16 protein-coding genes are annotated in these 16,778 nt (G+C 41.6%); 8 read left to right on the top strand and 8 right to left on the bottom strand.

Annotation, left to right across the window (positions count from 1 at the left end):
* Window positions 1-8: 8 nt before the first annotated feature.
* The gene (gene trmH, locus QUE86_RS10455) at window positions 9-725 is read left to right on the top strand and encodes a tRNA (guanosine(18)-2'-O)-methyltransferase TrmH (protein WP_239977912.1); all 717 of its coding nucleotides are present in this window, start codon (window positions 9-11) and stop codon (window positions 723-725) included.
* A 39-nt stretch (window positions 726-764) separates the two neighbouring features.
* Window positions 765-2,846: an ATP-dependent DNA helicase RecG gene (gene recG, locus QUE86_RS10450; RefSeq protein WP_286257077.1), complete on the top strand. Its 2,082-nt coding sequence runs from the start codon at window positions 765-767 to the stop codon at window positions 2,844-2,846.
* 104 nt (window positions 2,847-2,950) lie between these two features.
* Here the strand turns inward: recG and QUE86_RS10445 are convergent, their stop codons facing one another.
* Window positions 2,951-3,883, bottom strand: coding sequence for a porin (locus tag QUE86_RS10445; RefSeq protein ID WP_167659152.1), 933 nt, complete (start codon window positions 3,881-3,883; stop codon window positions 2,951-2,953).
* 196 nt (window positions 3,884-4,079) lie between these two features.
* A complete protein-coding gene (locus tag QUE86_RS10440; RefSeq protein WP_054554216.1) occupies window positions 4,080-4,934 on the bottom strand; it encodes a LysR family transcriptional regulator in 855 nt (284 codons plus the stop codon).
* A gap of 90 nt (window positions 4,935-5,024) precedes the next feature.
* On the opposite strand from QUE86_RS10440, the gene QUE86_RS10435 reads away from it, so the two are divergent.
* Together QUE86_RS10435 and QUE86_RS10430 are read left to right on the top strand one after the other, a co-directional pair.
* The gene (locus tag QUE86_RS10435; RefSeq protein WP_130049734.1) at window positions 5,025-5,399 is read left to right on the top strand and encodes a MaoP family protein; all 375 of its coding nucleotides are present in this window, start codon (window positions 5,025-5,027) and stop codon (window positions 5,397-5,399) included.
* Between the two features lie 78 nt (window positions 5,400-5,477).
* Entirely contained in the window at window positions 5,478-6,713 is a 1,236-nt protein-coding gene (locus QUE86_RS10430; protein ID WP_286257076.1) for a GGDEF domain-containing response regulator, read from the top strand.
* A gap of 2 nt (window positions 6,714-6,715) precedes the next feature.
* Here QUE86_RS10430 and rarD read toward each other — a convergent pair whose 3' ends face one another.
* Window positions 6,716-7,639, bottom strand: coding sequence for an EamA family transporter RarD (gene rarD, locus QUE86_RS10425; RefSeq protein ID WP_130052203.1), 924 nt, complete (start codon window positions 7,637-7,639; stop codon window positions 6,716-6,718).
* A gap of 225 nt (window positions 7,640-7,864) precedes the next feature.
* Between rarD and recQ the strand changes: the two genes are divergently transcribed.
* The 4 genes from recQ to QUE86_RS10405 all read left to right on the top strand — a co-directional run bounded on the left by recQ (window position 7,865) and on the right by QUE86_RS10405 (window position 12,401).
* Window positions 7,865-9,688: a DNA helicase RecQ gene (gene recQ / locus QUE86_RS10420; protein ID WP_286257070.1), complete on the top strand. Its 1,824-nt coding sequence runs from the start codon at window positions 7,865-7,867 to the stop codon at window positions 9,686-9,688.
* 7 nt (window positions 9,689-9,695) lie between these two features.
* Window positions 9,696-9,992 (top strand): DUF3630 family protein, encoded by a 297-nt coding sequence (locus tag QUE86_RS10415; RefSeq protein ID WP_130049737.1) that lies wholly within the window; start codon window positions 9,696-9,698, stop codon window positions 9,990-9,992.
* A 67-nt stretch (window positions 9,993-10,059) separates the two neighbouring features.
* Window positions 10,060-11,775 carry a BamA/TamA family outer membrane protein gene (locus QUE86_RS10410; RefSeq protein WP_167659155.1) on the top strand — a complete coding sequence of 572 codons (1,716 nt, stop codon included), beginning with the start codon at window positions 10,060-10,062 and terminating at the stop codon, window positions 11,773-11,775.
* 65 nt (window positions 11,776-11,840) lie between these two features.
* Window positions 11,841-12,401 carry a mechanosensitive ion channel domain-containing protein gene (locus QUE86_RS10405; RefSeq protein ID WP_105174932.1) on the top strand — a complete coding sequence of 187 codons (561 nt, stop codon included), beginning with the start codon at window positions 11,841-11,843 and terminating at the stop codon, window positions 12,399-12,401.
* A 60-nt stretch (window positions 12,402-12,461) separates the two neighbouring features.
* Here the strand turns inward: QUE86_RS10405 and QUE86_RS10400 are convergent, their stop codons facing one another.
* The 5 genes from QUE86_RS10400 to QUE86_RS10380 form a co-directional block, all read right to left on the bottom strand.
* Window positions 12,462-13,052, bottom strand: coding sequence for a DUF1240 domain-containing protein (locus tag QUE86_RS10400; RefSeq protein WP_286257062.1), 591 nt, complete (start codon window positions 13,050-13,052; stop codon window positions 12,462-12,464).
* Complete coding sequence (locus QUE86_RS10395; protein WP_286257060.1) at window positions 13,040-13,993, bottom strand: hypothetical protein; 954 nt, start codon at window positions 13,991-13,993, stop codon at window positions 13,040-13,042. The genes QUE86_RS10400 and QUE86_RS10395 overlap by 13 nt, the downstream gene beginning before the upstream one ends.
* 152 nt (window positions 13,994-14,145) lie before the next feature.
* Window positions 14,146-15,204 carry a succinylglutamate desuccinylase/aspartoacylase family protein gene (locus QUE86_RS10390; protein ID WP_062565957.1) on the bottom strand — a complete coding sequence of 353 codons (1,059 nt, stop codon included), beginning with the start codon at window positions 15,202-15,204 and terminating at the stop codon, window positions 14,146-14,148.
* Between the two features lie 46 nt (window positions 15,205-15,250).
* Window positions 15,251-16,156, bottom strand: coding sequence for a 30S ribosomal protein S6--L-glutamate ligase (rimK, locus tag QUE86_RS10385; protein WP_062567363.1), 906 nt, complete (start codon window positions 16,154-16,156; stop codon window positions 15,251-15,253).
* Window positions 16,157-16,214: 58 nt separating this feature from the next.
* Window positions 16,215-16,637: an ATP-dependent zinc protease family protein gene (locus tag QUE86_RS10380; RefSeq protein WP_130049740.1), complete on the bottom strand. Its 423-nt coding sequence runs from the start codon at window positions 16,635-16,637 to the stop codon at window positions 16,215-16,217.
* Window positions 16,638-16,778: the final 141 nt, after the last annotated feature.

Raw genomic sequence — 16,778 nt, 5'->3', positions numbered from 1 at the left:
ACACAACTATGGATACAACTCGCTTTGAGCGTGTTAAGCGCGTATTAGATCGCCGCCAAACGGACCTAACGGTTTGTTTAGAAGAAGTACACAAGCATCATAATTTATCTGCTATTGCCCGCACAGCAGACGCAACGGGCTGCCATCACGTACATGCTGTATGGCCAGAGAATCAAAAATGGTTAACCAACAATACCTCAGGCGGTAGTAAGAACTGGCTAGAAACCCACTTACATCGTAATATCGATGAGGCCGTTGCCATGATGCGTGCTCACAACCCTGAAGTACAAATTTTAGCAACTCACTTAACAGATGATGCAGTCGACTTTCGCGAAATCGACTACACCAAACCAACAGCTGTCATTGTTGGCCAAGAACGAGACGGTATTTCATCACGCGCCCTCGCTCACGCTGATAAAAACATCATCATCCCAATGCAAGGGATGGTGCAGTCTCTTAATGTATCCGTAGCAGCAGCGCTTATTCTATTTGAAGCACAGCGCCAAAGGGAAGAAGCTGGGCTTTACAACCGCGACATGCTTGATGCCAGAATTAAGCATCGTATCTTGTTTGAAGGCTGCCACCCTATTATTGCAGAACAATGCCGCGAAAAAGAGCTGCCGTACCCTGAGCTTGATGAAAATGGTGACATTGTTGCTGATGAAACGTTCTGGAATATTTTAAAACACACGCAACCGCTTGAAGCTACTAACGAGTGCAAGTAAACTGAAAAACAGTCTACTAATTAATAATTTGAGTCACCTTTGAGTCATCCTAGCTTAGCGTTATACCCAATTACAGAATTAAAAGGCGTCGGCCCGAAAATGGCCGAGCGTCTTGCTAAGCTAAATATTGAGACGGTGCAAGACATGCTGTTTCATTTGCCTCACCGCTATGAAGACCGCACCCGCATTCACCCAATCTGCGAACTCCAACCTCATAGTCATGTTAGTGTTGAAGCCACGATTGAAACCAGCCAAATCACCTTTGGTAAAAGACGCATGCTGGTTTGCCAAGTCAATGATGGTACAGGCCGTTTAACACTCAGGTTTTTTAACTTTAGTGCGGCTCAAAAAAACGCTTTAAGTACAGGTAAAATCATTCGCTGCTTTGGTGAGATCCGCCGTGGTCGTGTTGGTTTTGAAATGACACACCCAGAATACAGCTTATCGGATACCCCATCTGAGCAACCAACGAACACAACGCTGACACCAGTATACCCAGTTACTGAAGGTCTTAAGCAGTTATCTATTCGTGCACTTAGCGATCAGGCGCTTGCTCTATTACGTAAATACCCAGTAGAAGAACTACTGCCAGAGCAGTTTCAGCCAACTGGAATGCGCTTAGCCGATGCTTTAATGACTTTACATCGCCCACAAAACGATATTGATTTAACAGCTCTAGAGCAAGGTATGCACCCTGCCCAACAACGTTTAGTCTTTGAAGAGTTACTAGCCCAAAACTTAAGCCTATTAAAGCTGCGGCAAAAAGGGCAAACCGTAAAAGCAGTTGCATTAAAGCCTCATAATCAGCTTGAGCAGCAATTTTTAGCTAATTTAGCCTTTAGCCCAACCAATGCACAAAGTCGTGTCGTGGCAGAAATAAAAGGTGACTTGCAGCACCCATTTCCAATGATGCGCTTAGTGCAAGGCGATGTAGGCTCTGGTAAAACCTTAGTCGCAGCGCTCAGCGCACTGACCGCGATAAGCGAAGGGTACCAAGTAGCTTTAATGGCACCTACTGAGATTTTATCAGAGCAACATGGCATCAACTTTAGCCAATGGTTTAATCAATTAGGAATTGAAGTCGCTTGGTTAGGTGGCAAAAGTAAAGGTAAAGAGCGCGCAACGACTCTTGAAAAAATTGCCTCTGGGGAAGCGCAAATGATTGTTGGCACCCATGCATTATTCCAAGAGCAGGTTGAGTTTAACAACCTGGTATTAATTATTATTGATGAGCAACATCGCTTTGGTGTTCATCAGCGCCTATCACTGCGTGAAAAAGGCCGATTTGGTGATTGTTATCCACACCAATTAGTGATGACTGCAACTCCTATCCCGCGAACCTTAGCAATGACAGCCTACGCTGACTTAGAAACCTCAGTGATTGATGAGTTACCACCCGGTAGAACGCCTATCACAACGGTGGCGATTCCAGATGCACGCCGAGACGAAATCATTCAACGTGTGAGAACAGCGTGCACAGAGCAAGGCCGTCAAGTGTATTGGGTTTGCACCCTGATTGATGAGTCTGAAGTACTGCAATGCCAAGCCGCCGAAGATAGCGCTGAGCAATTGAAAGCAGCATTGCCAGAATTAAACGTTGGCTTAGTGCATGGCCGGATGAAAGCCGCTGAAAAGCAAGCCATTATGAGTGAGTTTAAAGCAGGTAATATTCATGTACTCGTTGCCACAACGGTGATTGAAGTGGGTGTTGATGTGCCCAATGCCAGCCTTATCATTATTGAAAACCCTGAACGGTTAGGCCTTGCACAACTCCACCAGCTGCGCGGCCGTGTTGGCCGTGGGGCAACAGCATCACACTGTGTTTTACTTTATCACGCGCCATTATCAGCGACAGCGCAAAAGCGCTTAGGTGTGCTGCGTGAAAGTAATGATGGCTTTGTTATCGCTGAGCGAGATCTCGAAATTCGTGGCCCTGGTGAAGTACTTGGTACCAAACAAACAGGCCTAGCCGAATTTAAAATCGCCGATCTAAACCGCGATAAACAAACACTCGATCATGTAAGACCCATAGCCTTCAAAATATTAAACGACTACCCAGAACTAACCGATAAACTTATTCAGCGCTGGCTTGCTGGCAAATCAAACTACGCACAAGCTTAACCATTCAAGCAAGCTAACTACGGTATAAATTTTATTTCTAGAGCAATAAAAAAGCCCAGCTAATTAGCTGGGCTGACAAGTTAGGGAGTTATCCAAGGGTTGGATTAGAACTTGTATTCAATACCAACACCTAAGTAATCTTGGTCAACTTGATTATCTGTATCAAACGTTGAGTAGAAACCAAATACTTTTGTGTTTTTGCTTAGCTTGTGATCAACACCTGCAGAAATAGCTGTTTTCTTATCGCCTTCATCAAAGTCAATTACTTGATACTGTACTTTGAAAGTATTGCTATTCATTTGGTAAGCAGCATTTACTAAGTAACCATCAGCTTCAGCACTACCATCCACTTTTTCTTGTGTTTGGTACATAGCGCCTAGTTTGAAGTCACCTAGTTTACCCTGTACTGTTGCACGAACAATGTCGTAGCCTTTAACTTCGCTGTCAGCTGCAACTGATGCATAAAGTTTGCTTTCTTTAAGTTTTGCATCGCCGTAAGTTAACGCTACTGAGTAACCGTTATCAGCATCTACATCATCTTCAGCTACATATGTCGCTAACACTTTGAAACCATTAAAGTCTTTAGAAGCATAAGAAATTGTGTCGCCTAAACGGTTTTCACCTTTAAACGCATTCTTGATATCTCCTTCAAGGTCATTGAATAAATCAACTTTACCTTGAGATTGCTTCATTGCTGTATCGTTACGGCCGATAACAACTTGACCAAAGCTACCTTTCACACCCACATATTGGTTACGAGCAGTAATGTTATCGTCATTGTCGCCTTTTGAATCAGCGTCAGATACGTCTACACCAAACTCAAATTTATAAACAGCTTCTAGGCCTTCAGAAATTTTTTCTGAACCTTTTAAGCCAAAACGTGAGTTATTGCTTTTAATTTCAGTGAAAGACCCTTCGCCATCATCTGATGATTGAACAGTCACGTTTGCTTTACCATATACATCTACATCAGCTAATGCAGAAAAAGATAAACCACCAAATAAAGCTAGGAATAAGCTAGACTTTGCAAATTTCATGTCGTTTCCTCAATAATCGCAACAAAAAACACATACTGTGTTTCAATGCGCGCAGTGTGACATCGAAAAATGACAAAAAGATGACAATTGAAACAAAAACGTCAATTTACCTTCATGAAATATAATTATTTCTGAAATAAAAACGTAACCTACTGTTGCGGCATTAAATTTTTATAAAAGCTAAGTTAAATTAATTTTAAGCTTTTATTTGCAGCTCAGTTAATAATGTCACTAATTTCTCTAATAGAGGGGTTTGTTCATTATCTCTGTGGTAAGCAACAAATACATCTCGCGAGGTATGTGCAACATCTTCAACATGATAAAGCTCACCAGATTTAAGCTGCTCTTCGACTAATAATTGTGGAATGAAGGCACTGCCGCCGCATTTTAATATTAAATCGAGTGCAATACGCCCGGTGCTGGTTCTGAAATAAGGGGGAGCATGGCCATTAAACTCTCGGGCATGCCATAACGAAAAGGTTGTTCCCCAATCAACATAAACATATTGATTATCGAAAAAGTTTTCGCTGTTTGCAGTTTCAAAAGCGCTCACAGGAATAATAGGGAGTTCACAAATTCGTTGAACAACCAGCTCATCAACTTTAGGGGGATCAAATAATACCGCTAGATCTAATGTACGTTCAAGCAATAAGCGAGTACTCTCTTGCTGTGCTTTTACTTCAGCGACTAGCGATACACCCGGCATAGCAGAAACAATGTTTGTAATACCAAACTGCAAAAAAGCATCCCATATATTAGGTGTGCCCGCTAAACTAATTTGCTTATGCATATTATCAGCAAGCGCCACATCAACTTTTGCTCGTTGCATCCCCGTTATGATCATTTGTGCGTGTGGCAGTAATCGCTCACCCGGTGCCGTTAACTGAATGTTGTTTCGTTGACGAATAAATAAGTTAACGCCTAAACCTTGCTCTAATTGTCGGATCCGAAAACTTACCGCAGACTGTGTAATATATAAATTTTCAGCTGCTTTACCGAAATGGCGCGTACGTACCACTTCAACAAAAGTCTTCAATAAATCGATATCCATTTTTTACCCTTACGATAAAAATAATTTGTTTAATAAAATCGACAACTTGATCCATACTCCAGCAAGAAAATAGGGCATGAGGATAAAGCCATGAGCAATGACATTTCATCACTTCGTCAAGCATTTGCAAGCCAACGTCAATTCTATGATGATCAAAATTTCCCACGCGGTTTTGGTCGTAGTGGTCACTTCACTTTGCTAGAAGCCGACATTCTCGAGCAGCATGGTGTTGTTCTAAAGGGTTTATACAACAAAACCCTAGAACCACAAAATGAATTTCAAACTCAATTTGTACAAGTTGTTACCGGTAACCTTGAAGCAACCAATCCAATTGAGCGCGCTTGGATCAAATACCTTAAACAAACAACCTGCAAAACTAAGTTTCATACCTTATTTGGGCGCTCTCGTATTGCGAGCCCAACAACACAAAGTGTTGAATATTATTCTGAGTCAGATAGCCTATAACAATTTGCTTTTTTACCCTTTTAGGGTTAAAACTTGTAATAACTTTTGTTTCGCCAGTAAGTTATTTCAAGGCAAGTTGTGACTCGAAGAATATTAATAATTGAAGATACGCCAACCATTGCGCGAGTGCAAAAGCACATCGCGCAAAAAGTTGGCTATGAAGCCGACATTGCTGGTAACTTAGCTGAGGCAAAAGAGCTTATTAGCAAGCACAGTTACTTTTGTGCAGTAGTAGACTTTATTCTGCCTGACGCACCAACCGGAGAAGCAGTCCCCTGTACTATCGCTGCCGACATTCCCACCATTGTAATGACCGGCAATCTTGACGAAACAACACGTAATATCGTTGAAAAACATCCCATCATTGATTACATCACCAAAGAAAATAAACAAGCCTACCAATACCTAGAAAAACAACTCGCTCGTTTACCTCGTAATGAGCAAATATTGGTATTAGTGGTCGATGATTCAGCGGCAACACGCCACCATATTTGTAACTTATTAACTCGTCACAAATACCAAACCATTGAAGCTGTTGATGGTGTTGATGCTTTAAAAGTACTGGCTGAAAACCCAAAAATATCGGTGATCATTACCGATAACGAAATGCCGAATATGAATGGGGATGAGCTCTGTGTTGAAATTCGCCGTTTATATTCTAATGACGAAAAAGCGGTGATTGGTATCTCAGCTTACGATACTTTGCATCTTTCAACGCGCTTTTTAAAATCTGGCGCTGACGATTACCTTCGCAAGCCATTTAATAATGAAGAGTTCTATTGTCGGCTAAGCCAAAACGTCGACATGCTTGAAAACATTAAAACAATTCGTTTGCAGGCAAACACTGATTACCTCACTAAACTCCCTAATCGCCGCTATTTCTTCGGTGAAGCAAACAATCACCTAAAAGCTGCAAAAATGTCAGATACCTCAGTCTCTTTAGCCATGATTGATATTGACCACTTTAAATCAATTAACGATAACTATGGTCATGATGCAGGTGATGAAGTGCTTAAAGGTTTATCACAATGTATGGCGAAGTATTTTGGAGATAATTTAGTAGGCCGCTTCGGTGGTGAAGAATTTGCGGTGTACTTTGCGGATCAAGATCCACAAGAATCGTTACAGCGTTTAGAAAAATTCCGTTTGTTTGTCGAAAAACACAGCTCTGAATTTAGCAAAGACCAAATCAAGTTTACGCTGTCGATTGGTTTTCATAATGGGCCCATTTATAGTTTGGATGAACTAATAAAACAGGCCGATTTAAAGCTTTATCAAGCAAAAGACTCTGGCCGCAACAAATTAGTAAGCTAAGCCTATACAGGCTTAGTCACTGCCTCTAACTGCGCTTTGCGTTGCTTTCGACTTTGACGATACGAATCCCAGCTGAATAATGCTAAAGCACTCCAAATACACGCAAAAGTCACCACACGCTCAGCATCAAATACTTCACCGTAAAACGCCACGGCAAGCATAAACATTAAACTTGGGCCTATGTACTGAAAGAAGCCAAGCGTACTGTATTGCAGGCGCTTTGCGGCACCGGTAAAACATAACAGTGGTAAAGTTGTCACCACACCGGCACTAATGAGTAATAAGTTAATGTGCCAATCATTTGCAGTTAAATCAGAGCTTGCTGATGGCGCCATCAACCACCAATAAATAAGTGCAACAGGTAATAAAATAAGCGCTTCGAGCAATAATCCTGGTAATGACTCGATTGGTAACTTTTTACGTAATAGACCATAAATAGCAAACGAGCTAGCCAGCGAGAAAGCAACTACGGGGAATGAACCAAAGCTCACCAGCTGTAGCAACACACCACAAAGCGCTAGACCAACCGCAACACCTTGCCATTTACGCAGCCGCTCACCTAAAAACAACATACCCAATAACACATTGAGTAATGGATTTATGTAATAACCTAAACTAGCATCAAGCATATGATTATTGTTCACTGCCCAAATAAATAAGCCCCAGTTAAAGCCTAGTAAGCTTGCTGTGATAACCAACATCAACAGTAATTTAGGCTGTCCAAGAACCACACGAATACGCTGCCATTGATGACGAGCAGCAATGATAAGAAGTAAAAACAACACCGACCAAATAACACGGTGCATTAAGATTTCAAAAGCAGAAATCTGCTGTAGAAACTTAAAGTAAATGGGCGCAAGACCCCACATAAAAAAGGCTAAACAAGCGAAAATGACGCCTTTTCGCTGCTCAATGTTGGTAGGCATAAGTTTGGCTTTATAGTTTAAAAACCTTATTTTACGCCCCCTCAGCAGTGACGCAACCAAAACGCGCTAAATAAACCCATGTATTTACTTCTTAAAAGGGACTGCCATTGTTGCAAAGTAACGCCTTGATATTAAGCACCTGTGAAACGCTGAATTCTGCATTTTAAGGTCGTTTGGGTATATTGCTAAAGACATCGCAATAAAAAACCACTAAAATGCTCGGCGATGAATACCAATACCGCAACGTCCAACACACCCGTTCGATCACCACAAGCCGTACTCAAACAAGTGTTTGGTTACAAGGATTTTCGTGATGGCCAAGAAGCGATTATAGCCGCTGCGCTAGACGGACAAGACTCGCTTGTACTCCTACCAACGGGTGGGGGAAAATCATTATGCTATCAAGTGCCTGCTTTGATCCTCGATGGTGTGACTGTGGTTATCTCGCCGCTTATTTCCTTGATGCAAGACCAAGTAGCCCAACTAAGAGCACTTGGCGTACAAGCGGCATACATCAATAACAGCCTGCCTTTTGAAGAGCAACAAGCTGTCTATCAACAATTGCACTACGGGCAAATTAAGCTGTTGTATGTAGCACCTGAAAAAGTACTGCAACACGAATTTTTAGAGCGTTTAAGTTATTTAAAACTCGCACTCTTTGCGATTGATGAAGCTCACTGTGTGTCGCATTGGGGTCATGACTTTAGACCGCATTACTGTAGACTCAACGAATTAAAGCAACGCTTTACACATGTGCCTATGATGGCACTTACAGCAACGGCAGATAAAGCAACTCGTTACGATATTATTGAACAACTTCAGCTTAACCACCCTTACGTGCATACTGGTAGCTTCGATAGACCTAATATTCGTTACACCATAGAAGAAAAATTCAAACCTATGGTGCAACTACTTCGTTATTTAAAAGAACAGCAAAATCAAAGTGGTATTATTTATTGCACCAGCCGTAAACGGGTTGATGATGTAGCCGAAAAACTTGCTGATGCAGGATTTAATGCCGCAGCCTACCATGCAGGTATGAGTAACGAGCAACGCCAATTTGTGCAATCAGGCTTTGCCCGTGACGATATTCAAATTGTGGTTGCAACTGTTGCCTTTGGCATGGGAATTAATAAACCTAACGTACGTTTTGTGGTGCATTACGATATTCCAAAAAGTATCGAAGCTTATTACCAAGAAACCGGTCGTGCTGGTCGTGATGGTTTGGCTGCAGAAGCCATTATGTATTTTGACCCGGCAGACATAGGCCGCGTACGCCGCTTTTTTGAAGATATCGAAGACGAACAACGTCGTCGTGTTGAAGAGCAGCGCTTTAATGCTATGGCCAGCTTTGCGGAAGCGCAAACATGCCGTAGACAAATTTTGCTCAATTATTTTAGTGAATATAAGCGCGAAACCTGTGGCAACTGTGACATTTGCTTAAACCCACCCACTAGCTTTGATGGCACACTTGTCGCACAACAAGCTTTGTCGTGTGTGTATCGTGCTGAGCAACGGTTTGGGATTGGTTATATCGTTGAGCTGCTGCGCGGCGCAAACACTAGCCGCATTCGTGATAACAATCACCACCAGCTTAGTACTTATGGCATAGGAAAAGAGCACAGTGTGGAATTTTGGCTCAGTATTTTAAGGCAACTCATCCATCAAGGATTATTAAGCCAAGACATTACCCAGGGCTCTTCATTACGCTTAACAGAAGCCGCCCGTGCGGTTCTTAAAAGTGAATATGCACTGCAACTTGCTGAACCTCGATTACAGGCGAAACATGTATACCAAGATAAACTCGCCCAGTTTAATTACGACAAAAAGCTGTTTGCTAAATTACGCGCCTTACGTAAAGAGTTGGCAGATGCCGATGATGTGCCACCTTATGTGGTATTCAATGATAAAACCCTTGCAGAAATGGCGCAGTTAATGCCAACCAACGACAGTGAGTTTTTAAAGGTATCGGGAGTTGGTTTTACTAAACTAAATAAGTACGGCGCACCATTTTTAAATACCATTCGCGACTATCTTGCCGCTAATTAGGACTGCTATGACTGAACTAACGTATGATGCCGAGCATGAAATTATTCTCGTAACGTCGAATGAGCTGCCACACGACGAAGACTTTGAACTTTGGGCTACGCTTTTCTTACACGCTCCCGCAATAACAACCGCTGATTTTGATGCTGGCGCTGATCGTCATCAATTACGCTTTCACTTTACAGATCATAGTTTTAATCTAAACTTTGAACATTACAGTGAAAGTATTTGGATTAATGCTGAGGGCATAGAAGCCAGTGCAGCTTTACCACAACTTCATCAGTATTTAGTCGCGCAATTACAATAATAAGCTAGACTTTTTACCTCGCTTAGTATGTAGTAGTTGCATAGGACATACTCAACTAAGGGTGTAAATGGGATTTAAGAAGTCGCACTTTGTTGCTAGGTTAATAACACTATTACCAATCTGCATAGCAGCAAATGTTCATGCAGAGCAGTTATTTACTGACGATAGTAATTATTGTCAAAACCAACGCACACTTAAATCACAAGATAATAACTTACGCCGCCAGCTCGATGCCGACAACCCACTCCCCGATGCTGCTAATAACCGTAAAATAGTCTCCATTGAACTTGAACAACTAAACGTCTTTAACACTGAGCTTGAAGAAGAAAATAACTTTTTATTCCGCTTTGCCAATCGGGCTCACATGACTACGGAACCTAATGTAATACACAGCGTTTTATTGTTCGAAGAAGGTGATGTGTATAACCCACGTAAATTGCTAGAGTCTGAGCGATTGCTGCGTAAACAAGGTTATCTATATGATGCACGTATCAACGCAAAGCTTGATTGTGATGGCAACGTACATGTAAAAGTAATTACTCGCGATCTGTGGACCTTATTACCAGAAATAAGCTTTAGCCGCAGTGGCGGAGAAAATGAGTCGAGTATCGGGTTTCGTGAATCTAACTTTTTGGGCTGGGGTAAGCGGGTCTCATTTAGTCGCACCCGTGATGCAGACCGAACAGGTTACCTATTTGTTTATGACGATCCGCATATTTTCTCGAGCCGGTATCAAGGCCGTTTTGAATACTCAGATAACGACGACGGTAAGCGTCATTACCTCGATGTAAGCTACCCGTTTTTCTCAATAGATACGCCATACAGTTACGGTGTTACAAGTTACTCAGATCAACGTCGAGAGTCACTTTATTACCGAGGTGATGTGGTCAATGAGTTTGAACAAAAAACGGTACTAAACCGCGCTTACTTTGGTCACTCATCACAACTTGGTAATAGCTGGACTCAACGTATTAAGCTTGGCATCGAAAACCGCGAAGAAACCTTTAAAGAAACGCCATTCACGCGCTTCCCAATTGCTGAAGACCGTACCCTGAGTTACCCCTACATTAGTGGCCAATGGTTTGAAGATCATTACGTTAAGGTGAGAAACTTCGATAGCATCTACCGTACAGAAGATTTAAACCTCGGTTGGAATATTCATGCTTTATTAGGTTATTCAAGTAAAGATTTTAGCGACGATGCCAGCCGCACTATTTATTCGTTATCGTTATCAAAAGCGCATTACTCTGGAGACAACCAGTTATGGCGTTTTAAGGCAGACCTTGATGGCTACTGGAATGAAGAAATCGATGATGTCGAAAACCTGTTTGCCAGCACGCAACTACAGTACTACCTAAATACCACACTTAGACAAAGCTGGTACGCCAAAGTACGCTTACAATATGCTGAAAACCTCACTGCTGATAAACAGCTTACTATTGGTGGTGAGAACGGCCTACGTGGTTACCCGCTAGACTACCAAGTAGGCGACCGTAGCTTTTTAGTGACTCTAGAAAAACGCTACTACTGGGAGTATGACTTATTACAATTGTTCAAAGTTGGTGGTGCCGCGTTCTATGATATTGGTAGAGCTTGGTATAACGACAAAGATAATGGCACGAATGGAGGCGTGCTACAAAATGTGGGTTTAGGTCTGCGCTTAGCACCAAGTAGAGCAAATGCCGGTACTGTTATTCACCTAGATATTGCCGCACCAATTAATAAACAAGATGACGATATTGACTCAGTGCAATGGCTAGTAACAGTTAAAAATACCTTTTAAGGTAGTGTTATTGTTAAGCTAAAAAGCTAGAATCGATATGAAAAATATTTAACTTAGGATCCCTTTTGGACTTCGTCGAATTCTTTAATGAGCAATACCACTTAATCGTAACTATCATTGCGATCTTGCTCTACCCGCTACTGCGTAAAACCACTAAAAAACTGCTTTTAAAAGCAATTAAAGGCAAAGCTGATCCGCATCGAGAATACCGTGCCGAGCTGTTGCTCAATATCATTCTTGCTATTGTCATGCTGTGTTTAGTCTTGGTTTTTTGGGGTATAGAACTGCGCGGCTTGTTAGTACTAGGTTCATCAATTTTTGCCATGCTGGGTGTCGCGCTTTTTGCTGCCTGGTCGTTGCTGAGTAACCTAACAGCTTTCTTACTCATGTTTATTCAAAACGACTGTCGGGTTGGCTTTTGGGTGAGAGTGATTGACGGTGCAAACTTCTTAGAAGGCCGCATTATTGAAATGGGCTTGATGAACGTAGTGCTTGAGCATGTTGATGGTCACAAAGTGATTTACCCAAACAACATCTTTGTCACCCGCCCTGTGATGGTGTTAAAAAACCCACCTACAGCGACTAAAGCACCAACCATAAAGCGCATTTTAGGTCCAAAAAAGTAAAAAGCCGCGATTGCGGCTTTTGAATCACACTAAAAGTGTCTGCTAGTCTAAAATAGTCCGTTAGCGACCTTGCTCCTTATTTGTTTTAGCTATAAAGGCCTTAAGTTCATCAAGTTGAGGCTCAATACCTTGCTCATTATGCCACTCAAACCACTCTTTAACATCTGACACAACATAATGATGAACTTTCAAACATAGATCACTATTTTTTAGCCATACATCGGGGGAGCGTGTAGGGGAAAATTTATACCACGAACAGTAAGTATAGCCATGGTTTTTTAAGTTTGCTTCAATGTAAAAACTCAACACAATCGACGAAATAAAGTACAAAACTATACCTGCTAACGTTGACTTTATCATCAGCAAAAATGTTTTTTCATTTTTATAATTAAAGATCTTCTGAACACCTGCAATTATCATAAAAAGCGGGAGCGGCAATATGAAAAAGCCAGGAGCTTGTAACCCTACTTCACTTATATAGTAATAATCTTTATCAAAAAAAACATGCTCATTGAATCCTTTATATGATGCATACATTATTAATACTGCAATAAAGCTTAAAAAAATAATCGTTATAAATATTAAAAACTTAGCTTTGACCTCAAGAGCTGAAAATTTTTCATCTGATTTCTCCCACTTTAATAATGGCATGAGTTACCTCTACTTCTTCTAATATTTAATTTTGGTACGCCAAATAGAGAGTAAACGTAATCATAAAATCCATCGCAAGGATATTTTTCATAATAATTTTTGTCAGGCATTAACTTAATAGTTTCAGAAATTACTTTTTCTTCGAAGTCTCGAAGTGTATTAGCTGTACTGTCTGTTATTTTATTAATCTCTTCTGTAAAAGCTGAAGCTAGAAGTGTTGTAACCGTTCCAACTGCAACAACAACAATGAGTGGTATAACAGCTGAAGTTATAACTAAGCCCATAGCTGTTGCGCCCATTAAAATTAATCCTGTTGCAGCTATACTCGCCGCGACAATTGCCATATCGACAGCAACACCGGCAACAAAATCATGCCATGTTTTTTCGTCCCTAAGAACCTGATCTAAAGCATGGAAAGTGACAGATATGATTAAAGTAACAATAAATCCACCCTTCATTGACTTTGCCGCTTCTAACCTACCCACACCAACAGTAAATAGTTTTGGGTTACTAGCTAAATACCGAGTCCCTGTTAAGTGTTCACGAATTCGTGGGTATGAGTCTATAATTATGGCTGGCGAGCCGTTGTACACTTTAATTTTGAACTTGCCGAATACATTTCCCTGATTTTTAAGTGCCATAGCTAATACTGTGAGAGATTTTACATCATCAAATAATGGATATAAGCCAGCACCGAATTTTAAATCATCTTTAATTCTTTCCCATTTATTAGAAACAGAGTTATATTCTTGTAACTGCTCGTCAATCCATTCGACAGCTTGAAAGCGAGAATACCCCTGCTTCATTTTTACAGAAATAATGTAGTCAACAAACTCCGCTGAGTTCATGATTAACATTGTATGATTATTACTGGCGAGTATGTTTTGAATTTGTTTCTGGCGTTGCCTTTGTGCAATTGCACGGCGAGCATGTGCTGACATGGTAATTTCCTTATTAATTTACCGATTCCATTCGTCTCTATTTTAAACACTAGAAAAGTTAATTCAACACCTGGTTAATCAGAAATATCTGTAATTAACCTCCAGCAAAAATAAAAGCCGCGATTGCGGCTTTTTCTAGAAATATTTATCTGCTAGTTATTTAAATCTGCGGTTTTTAACTCGTCTTCAATATCACTTATTTCATCAATAAAGTTTTCGAGCTGTTGTTCAACTAGGCTGTTTGCGTGAGCAAAGTAAGCAAGGTGGAATACAGCATCTCCCTCGTTTACCAGCGGCATAGTTTGTTGACCAATCACAATACCACTGCGAGGCGCGAGTAGTTCAAGCTCAGCATCACCAAGGGGGCTGCTAATATAAGCTAAAACCTGCCCTTTCATTACTCGCTCTCCCAGTGACACTTGCGCACGAACAATACCGTCAACTTCGGCACGTATCCAACTTGTCGAGCTTGCAATAACTGGCTCCGGTAGCTTTTTAGCACGCTTGCCGCGTACCATTTTTAAATGGCGCATCACATAGTCAACACCTTGCACACCTGCTGCAATGGCAATTGGGTCAAAGCGTAGCGCTTCGCCGGCTTCATAGGTAATAACGGGTATTCCTAAATTGGCGGCTTCACTGCGTAATGAACCATTACGAAGTGACGCGTCAATCACCGCTGGAGTACCAAACGCTTTTGCCATAGCTGCCGTTGCAGGGTCGCTCAAATTGGCACGAATTTGTGGCAAGTTAGTTCGGTGAATTGCACCTGTGTGCAAATCAATAATATGCGTACAATGCATTGCCACCTGAGTAAAAAACGCATTCGCCATTCGCCCTGCTAACGAGCCTCGTGTTGAGCCCGGAAAACTGCGGTTCATGTCACGGCGGTCTGGTAAATAGCGTGACTTGTGAATAAAGCCAAACACATTCACAATCGGTACCGCAATAATAGTACCGCGCAATTGCTCTGGGTCGATTTTTGCCAGTAACTGCCTAACAACCTCAACACCATTGAGCTCGTCACCGTGAATTGCAGCACACACCATTAATACAGGGCCTTGCTGCACACCATTGACAACTTCTATCGGAATATTTAACGGCGAGTGGGTATAAAGCTTGGCAGCTTCAATCGCAAATGTTTTACGTTCGCCAACCCCCACCGTATCGCCTAAAATTGAAAACGGTGTATTTTTCTTAACCTTAGCCACGCACTTTTCCTTTTAATAGAGCGCTTATTTTCCTATGGGTAAAGGCTTAACCTTTACCACGAGTTGCAGTTCTTTTTGATGCCGCTGTTTTTTCAATAAACTCGACAATCATGCCTGCAATGTCTTTACCGGTTGCAACTTCAATACCTTCAAGACCTGGTGATGAGTTTACTTCCATGACCAACGGACCACGTGCAGAGCGAAGTAAATCAACACCCGCTACGTTTAAACCCATCGCTTTTGCTGCTGCAACAGCCGTTTTTCTTTCTTCTGGAGTAATACGCACTAACGTCGCACTACCACCACGGTGTAAGTTAGAACGGAACTCACCTTCTTGCGCTTGACGCTTCATCGCCGCAATTACTTTATCGCCTAATACGAAGCAGCGAATGTCAGCACCGCCCGCTTCTTTAATGTATTCTTGCACCATGATATTGGCTTTTAAGCCCATAAATGCTTCGATAACACTTTCTGCAGCTTTGCGTGTTTCAGCTAATACCACACCGATACCTTGCGTACCTTCAAGTAGCTTAATAACGACTGGTGTGCCACCCACCATACTTAGTAAGTCTTTTACATCATCTGGTTTACTTGCAAAGCCTGTCACTGGCATACCTACACCTTTACGCGAAAGTAGCTGTAGTGAACGTAACTTATCGCGTGAGCGAGTGATCGCCACTGATTCATTGACAGGGAATACACCCATCATTTCAAACTGACGTAATACCGCACAGCCATAAAAGGTCACTGACGAACCAATACGCGGCACGATAGCATCAAAATCTTTTAAATTTTCACCACGGTAATGAATTTCTGGCTGCTCTGAATTGATGTTCATATAACAACGAAGTGCATCAATTACTTTCACTTCATGGCCGCGCTGCTCTGCAGCTTCAATTAAGCGACGTGTTGAATATAAATTTTGGTTGCGAGATAAAATACCAAGTTTCATAGTTAAAAACCTTAACTGATAAACTCATACACGTAGCAACGTGTGATAAGTCCTTTTTCTATAATAAATGAGATAAAGCCGGATCAACGACTATGCGATTTTCCATTGCTGTACGCCCTAACAACATTCTAAACTTCATTGTTGAACGGTTACTTAAAGTCACCCTTACAGGCCAGCTTTGGGTTCCTGCGACTAATTTTGTTTCAATAAAGTAGCGTAGCTCACGCTGACCGCTTGAACTGGTCACATACTTACGCTCAACTACTTTGGCGCGACACTCTACCGTTGTTTCTACATCGTCTTGTAGAGGATGGGTAGAAAATTTCACCCATGCTTCGCCATTTTCTGAAAATTCCTCAATGTCAAAAGCATGAATACATGAGGTTCTTGCTCCGGTATCAACTTTTGCTTTGATTTTTTCGATTCCCAGTTCAGGCAGACCAAGCCATTCTCGCCAGCCAACAATAATTTTTGCGCTCATTAATGTGCCCTCTTTAAAAAAGTGTCTTATACGCTACGGAGCTAGAAACACCAACGAAATATATTTATCCACTCGATAAGTCGATTTAATTGACGTAGGCTAAACTATCATCAACTATATCGCACTATTTGTAAAACGAGA

This window comes from Pseudoalteromonas apostichopi (assembly GCF_030297135.1).
GTDB lineage: Bacteria > Pseudomonadota > Gammaproteobacteria > Enterobacterales > Alteromonadaceae > Pseudoalteromonas > Pseudoalteromonas apostichopi.
Note: the sequence above shows the minus strand (reverse complement) of the source record. Positions and strands in the feature narration are given on the sequence as shown.

Bases quoted from the DNA above. Each gene is read 5' to 3' on its own strand.
- QUE86_RS10380 (WP_130049740.1), bottom strand. From the start codon at position 16,637: ATGAGCGCAAAAATTATTGTTGGCTGGCGAGAATGGCTTGGTCTGCCT.
- QUE86_RS10395 (WP_286257060.1), bottom strand. From the start codon at position 13,993: ATGTCAGCACATGCTCGCCGTGCAATTGCACAAAGGCAACGCCAGAAA.
- QUE86_RS10445 (WP_167659152.1), bottom strand. From the start codon at position 3,883: ATGAAATTTGCAAAGTCTAGCTTATTCCTAGCTTTATTTGGTGGTTTA.
- rarD (WP_130052203.1), bottom strand. From the start codon at position 7,639: ATGCCTACCAACATTGAGCAGCGAAAAGGCGTCATTTTCGCTTGTTTA.
- QUE86_RS10400 (WP_286257062.1), bottom strand. From the start codon at position 13,052: ATGCCATTATTAAAGTGGGAGAAATCAGATGAAAAATTTTCAGCTCTT.
- QUE86_RS10415 (WP_130049737.1), top strand. From the start codon at position 9,696: ATGACTGAACTAACGTATGATGCCGAGCATGAAATTATTCTCGTAACG.
- QUE86_RS10435 (WP_130049734.1), top strand. From the start codon at position 5,025: ATGAGCAATGACATTTCATCACTTCGTCAAGCATTTGCAAGCCAACGT.
- QUE86_RS10410 (WP_167659155.1), top strand. From the start codon at position 10,060: ATGGGATTTAAGAAGTCGCACTTTGTTGCTAGGTTAATAACACTATTA.
- rimK (WP_062567363.1), bottom strand. From the start codon at position 16,156: ATGAAACTTGGTATTTTATCTCGCAACCAAAATTTATATTCAACACGT.
- recQ (WP_286257070.1), top strand. From the start codon at position 7,865: ATGAATACCAATACCGCAACGTCCAACACACCCGTTCGATCACCACAA.
- QUE86_RS10440 (WP_054554216.1), bottom strand. From the start codon at position 4,934: ATGGATATCGATTTATTGAAGACTTTTGTTGAAGTGGTACGTACGCGC.
- trmH (WP_239977912.1), top strand. From the start codon at position 9: ATGGATACAACTCGCTTTGAGCGTGTTAAGCGCGTATTAGATCGCCGC.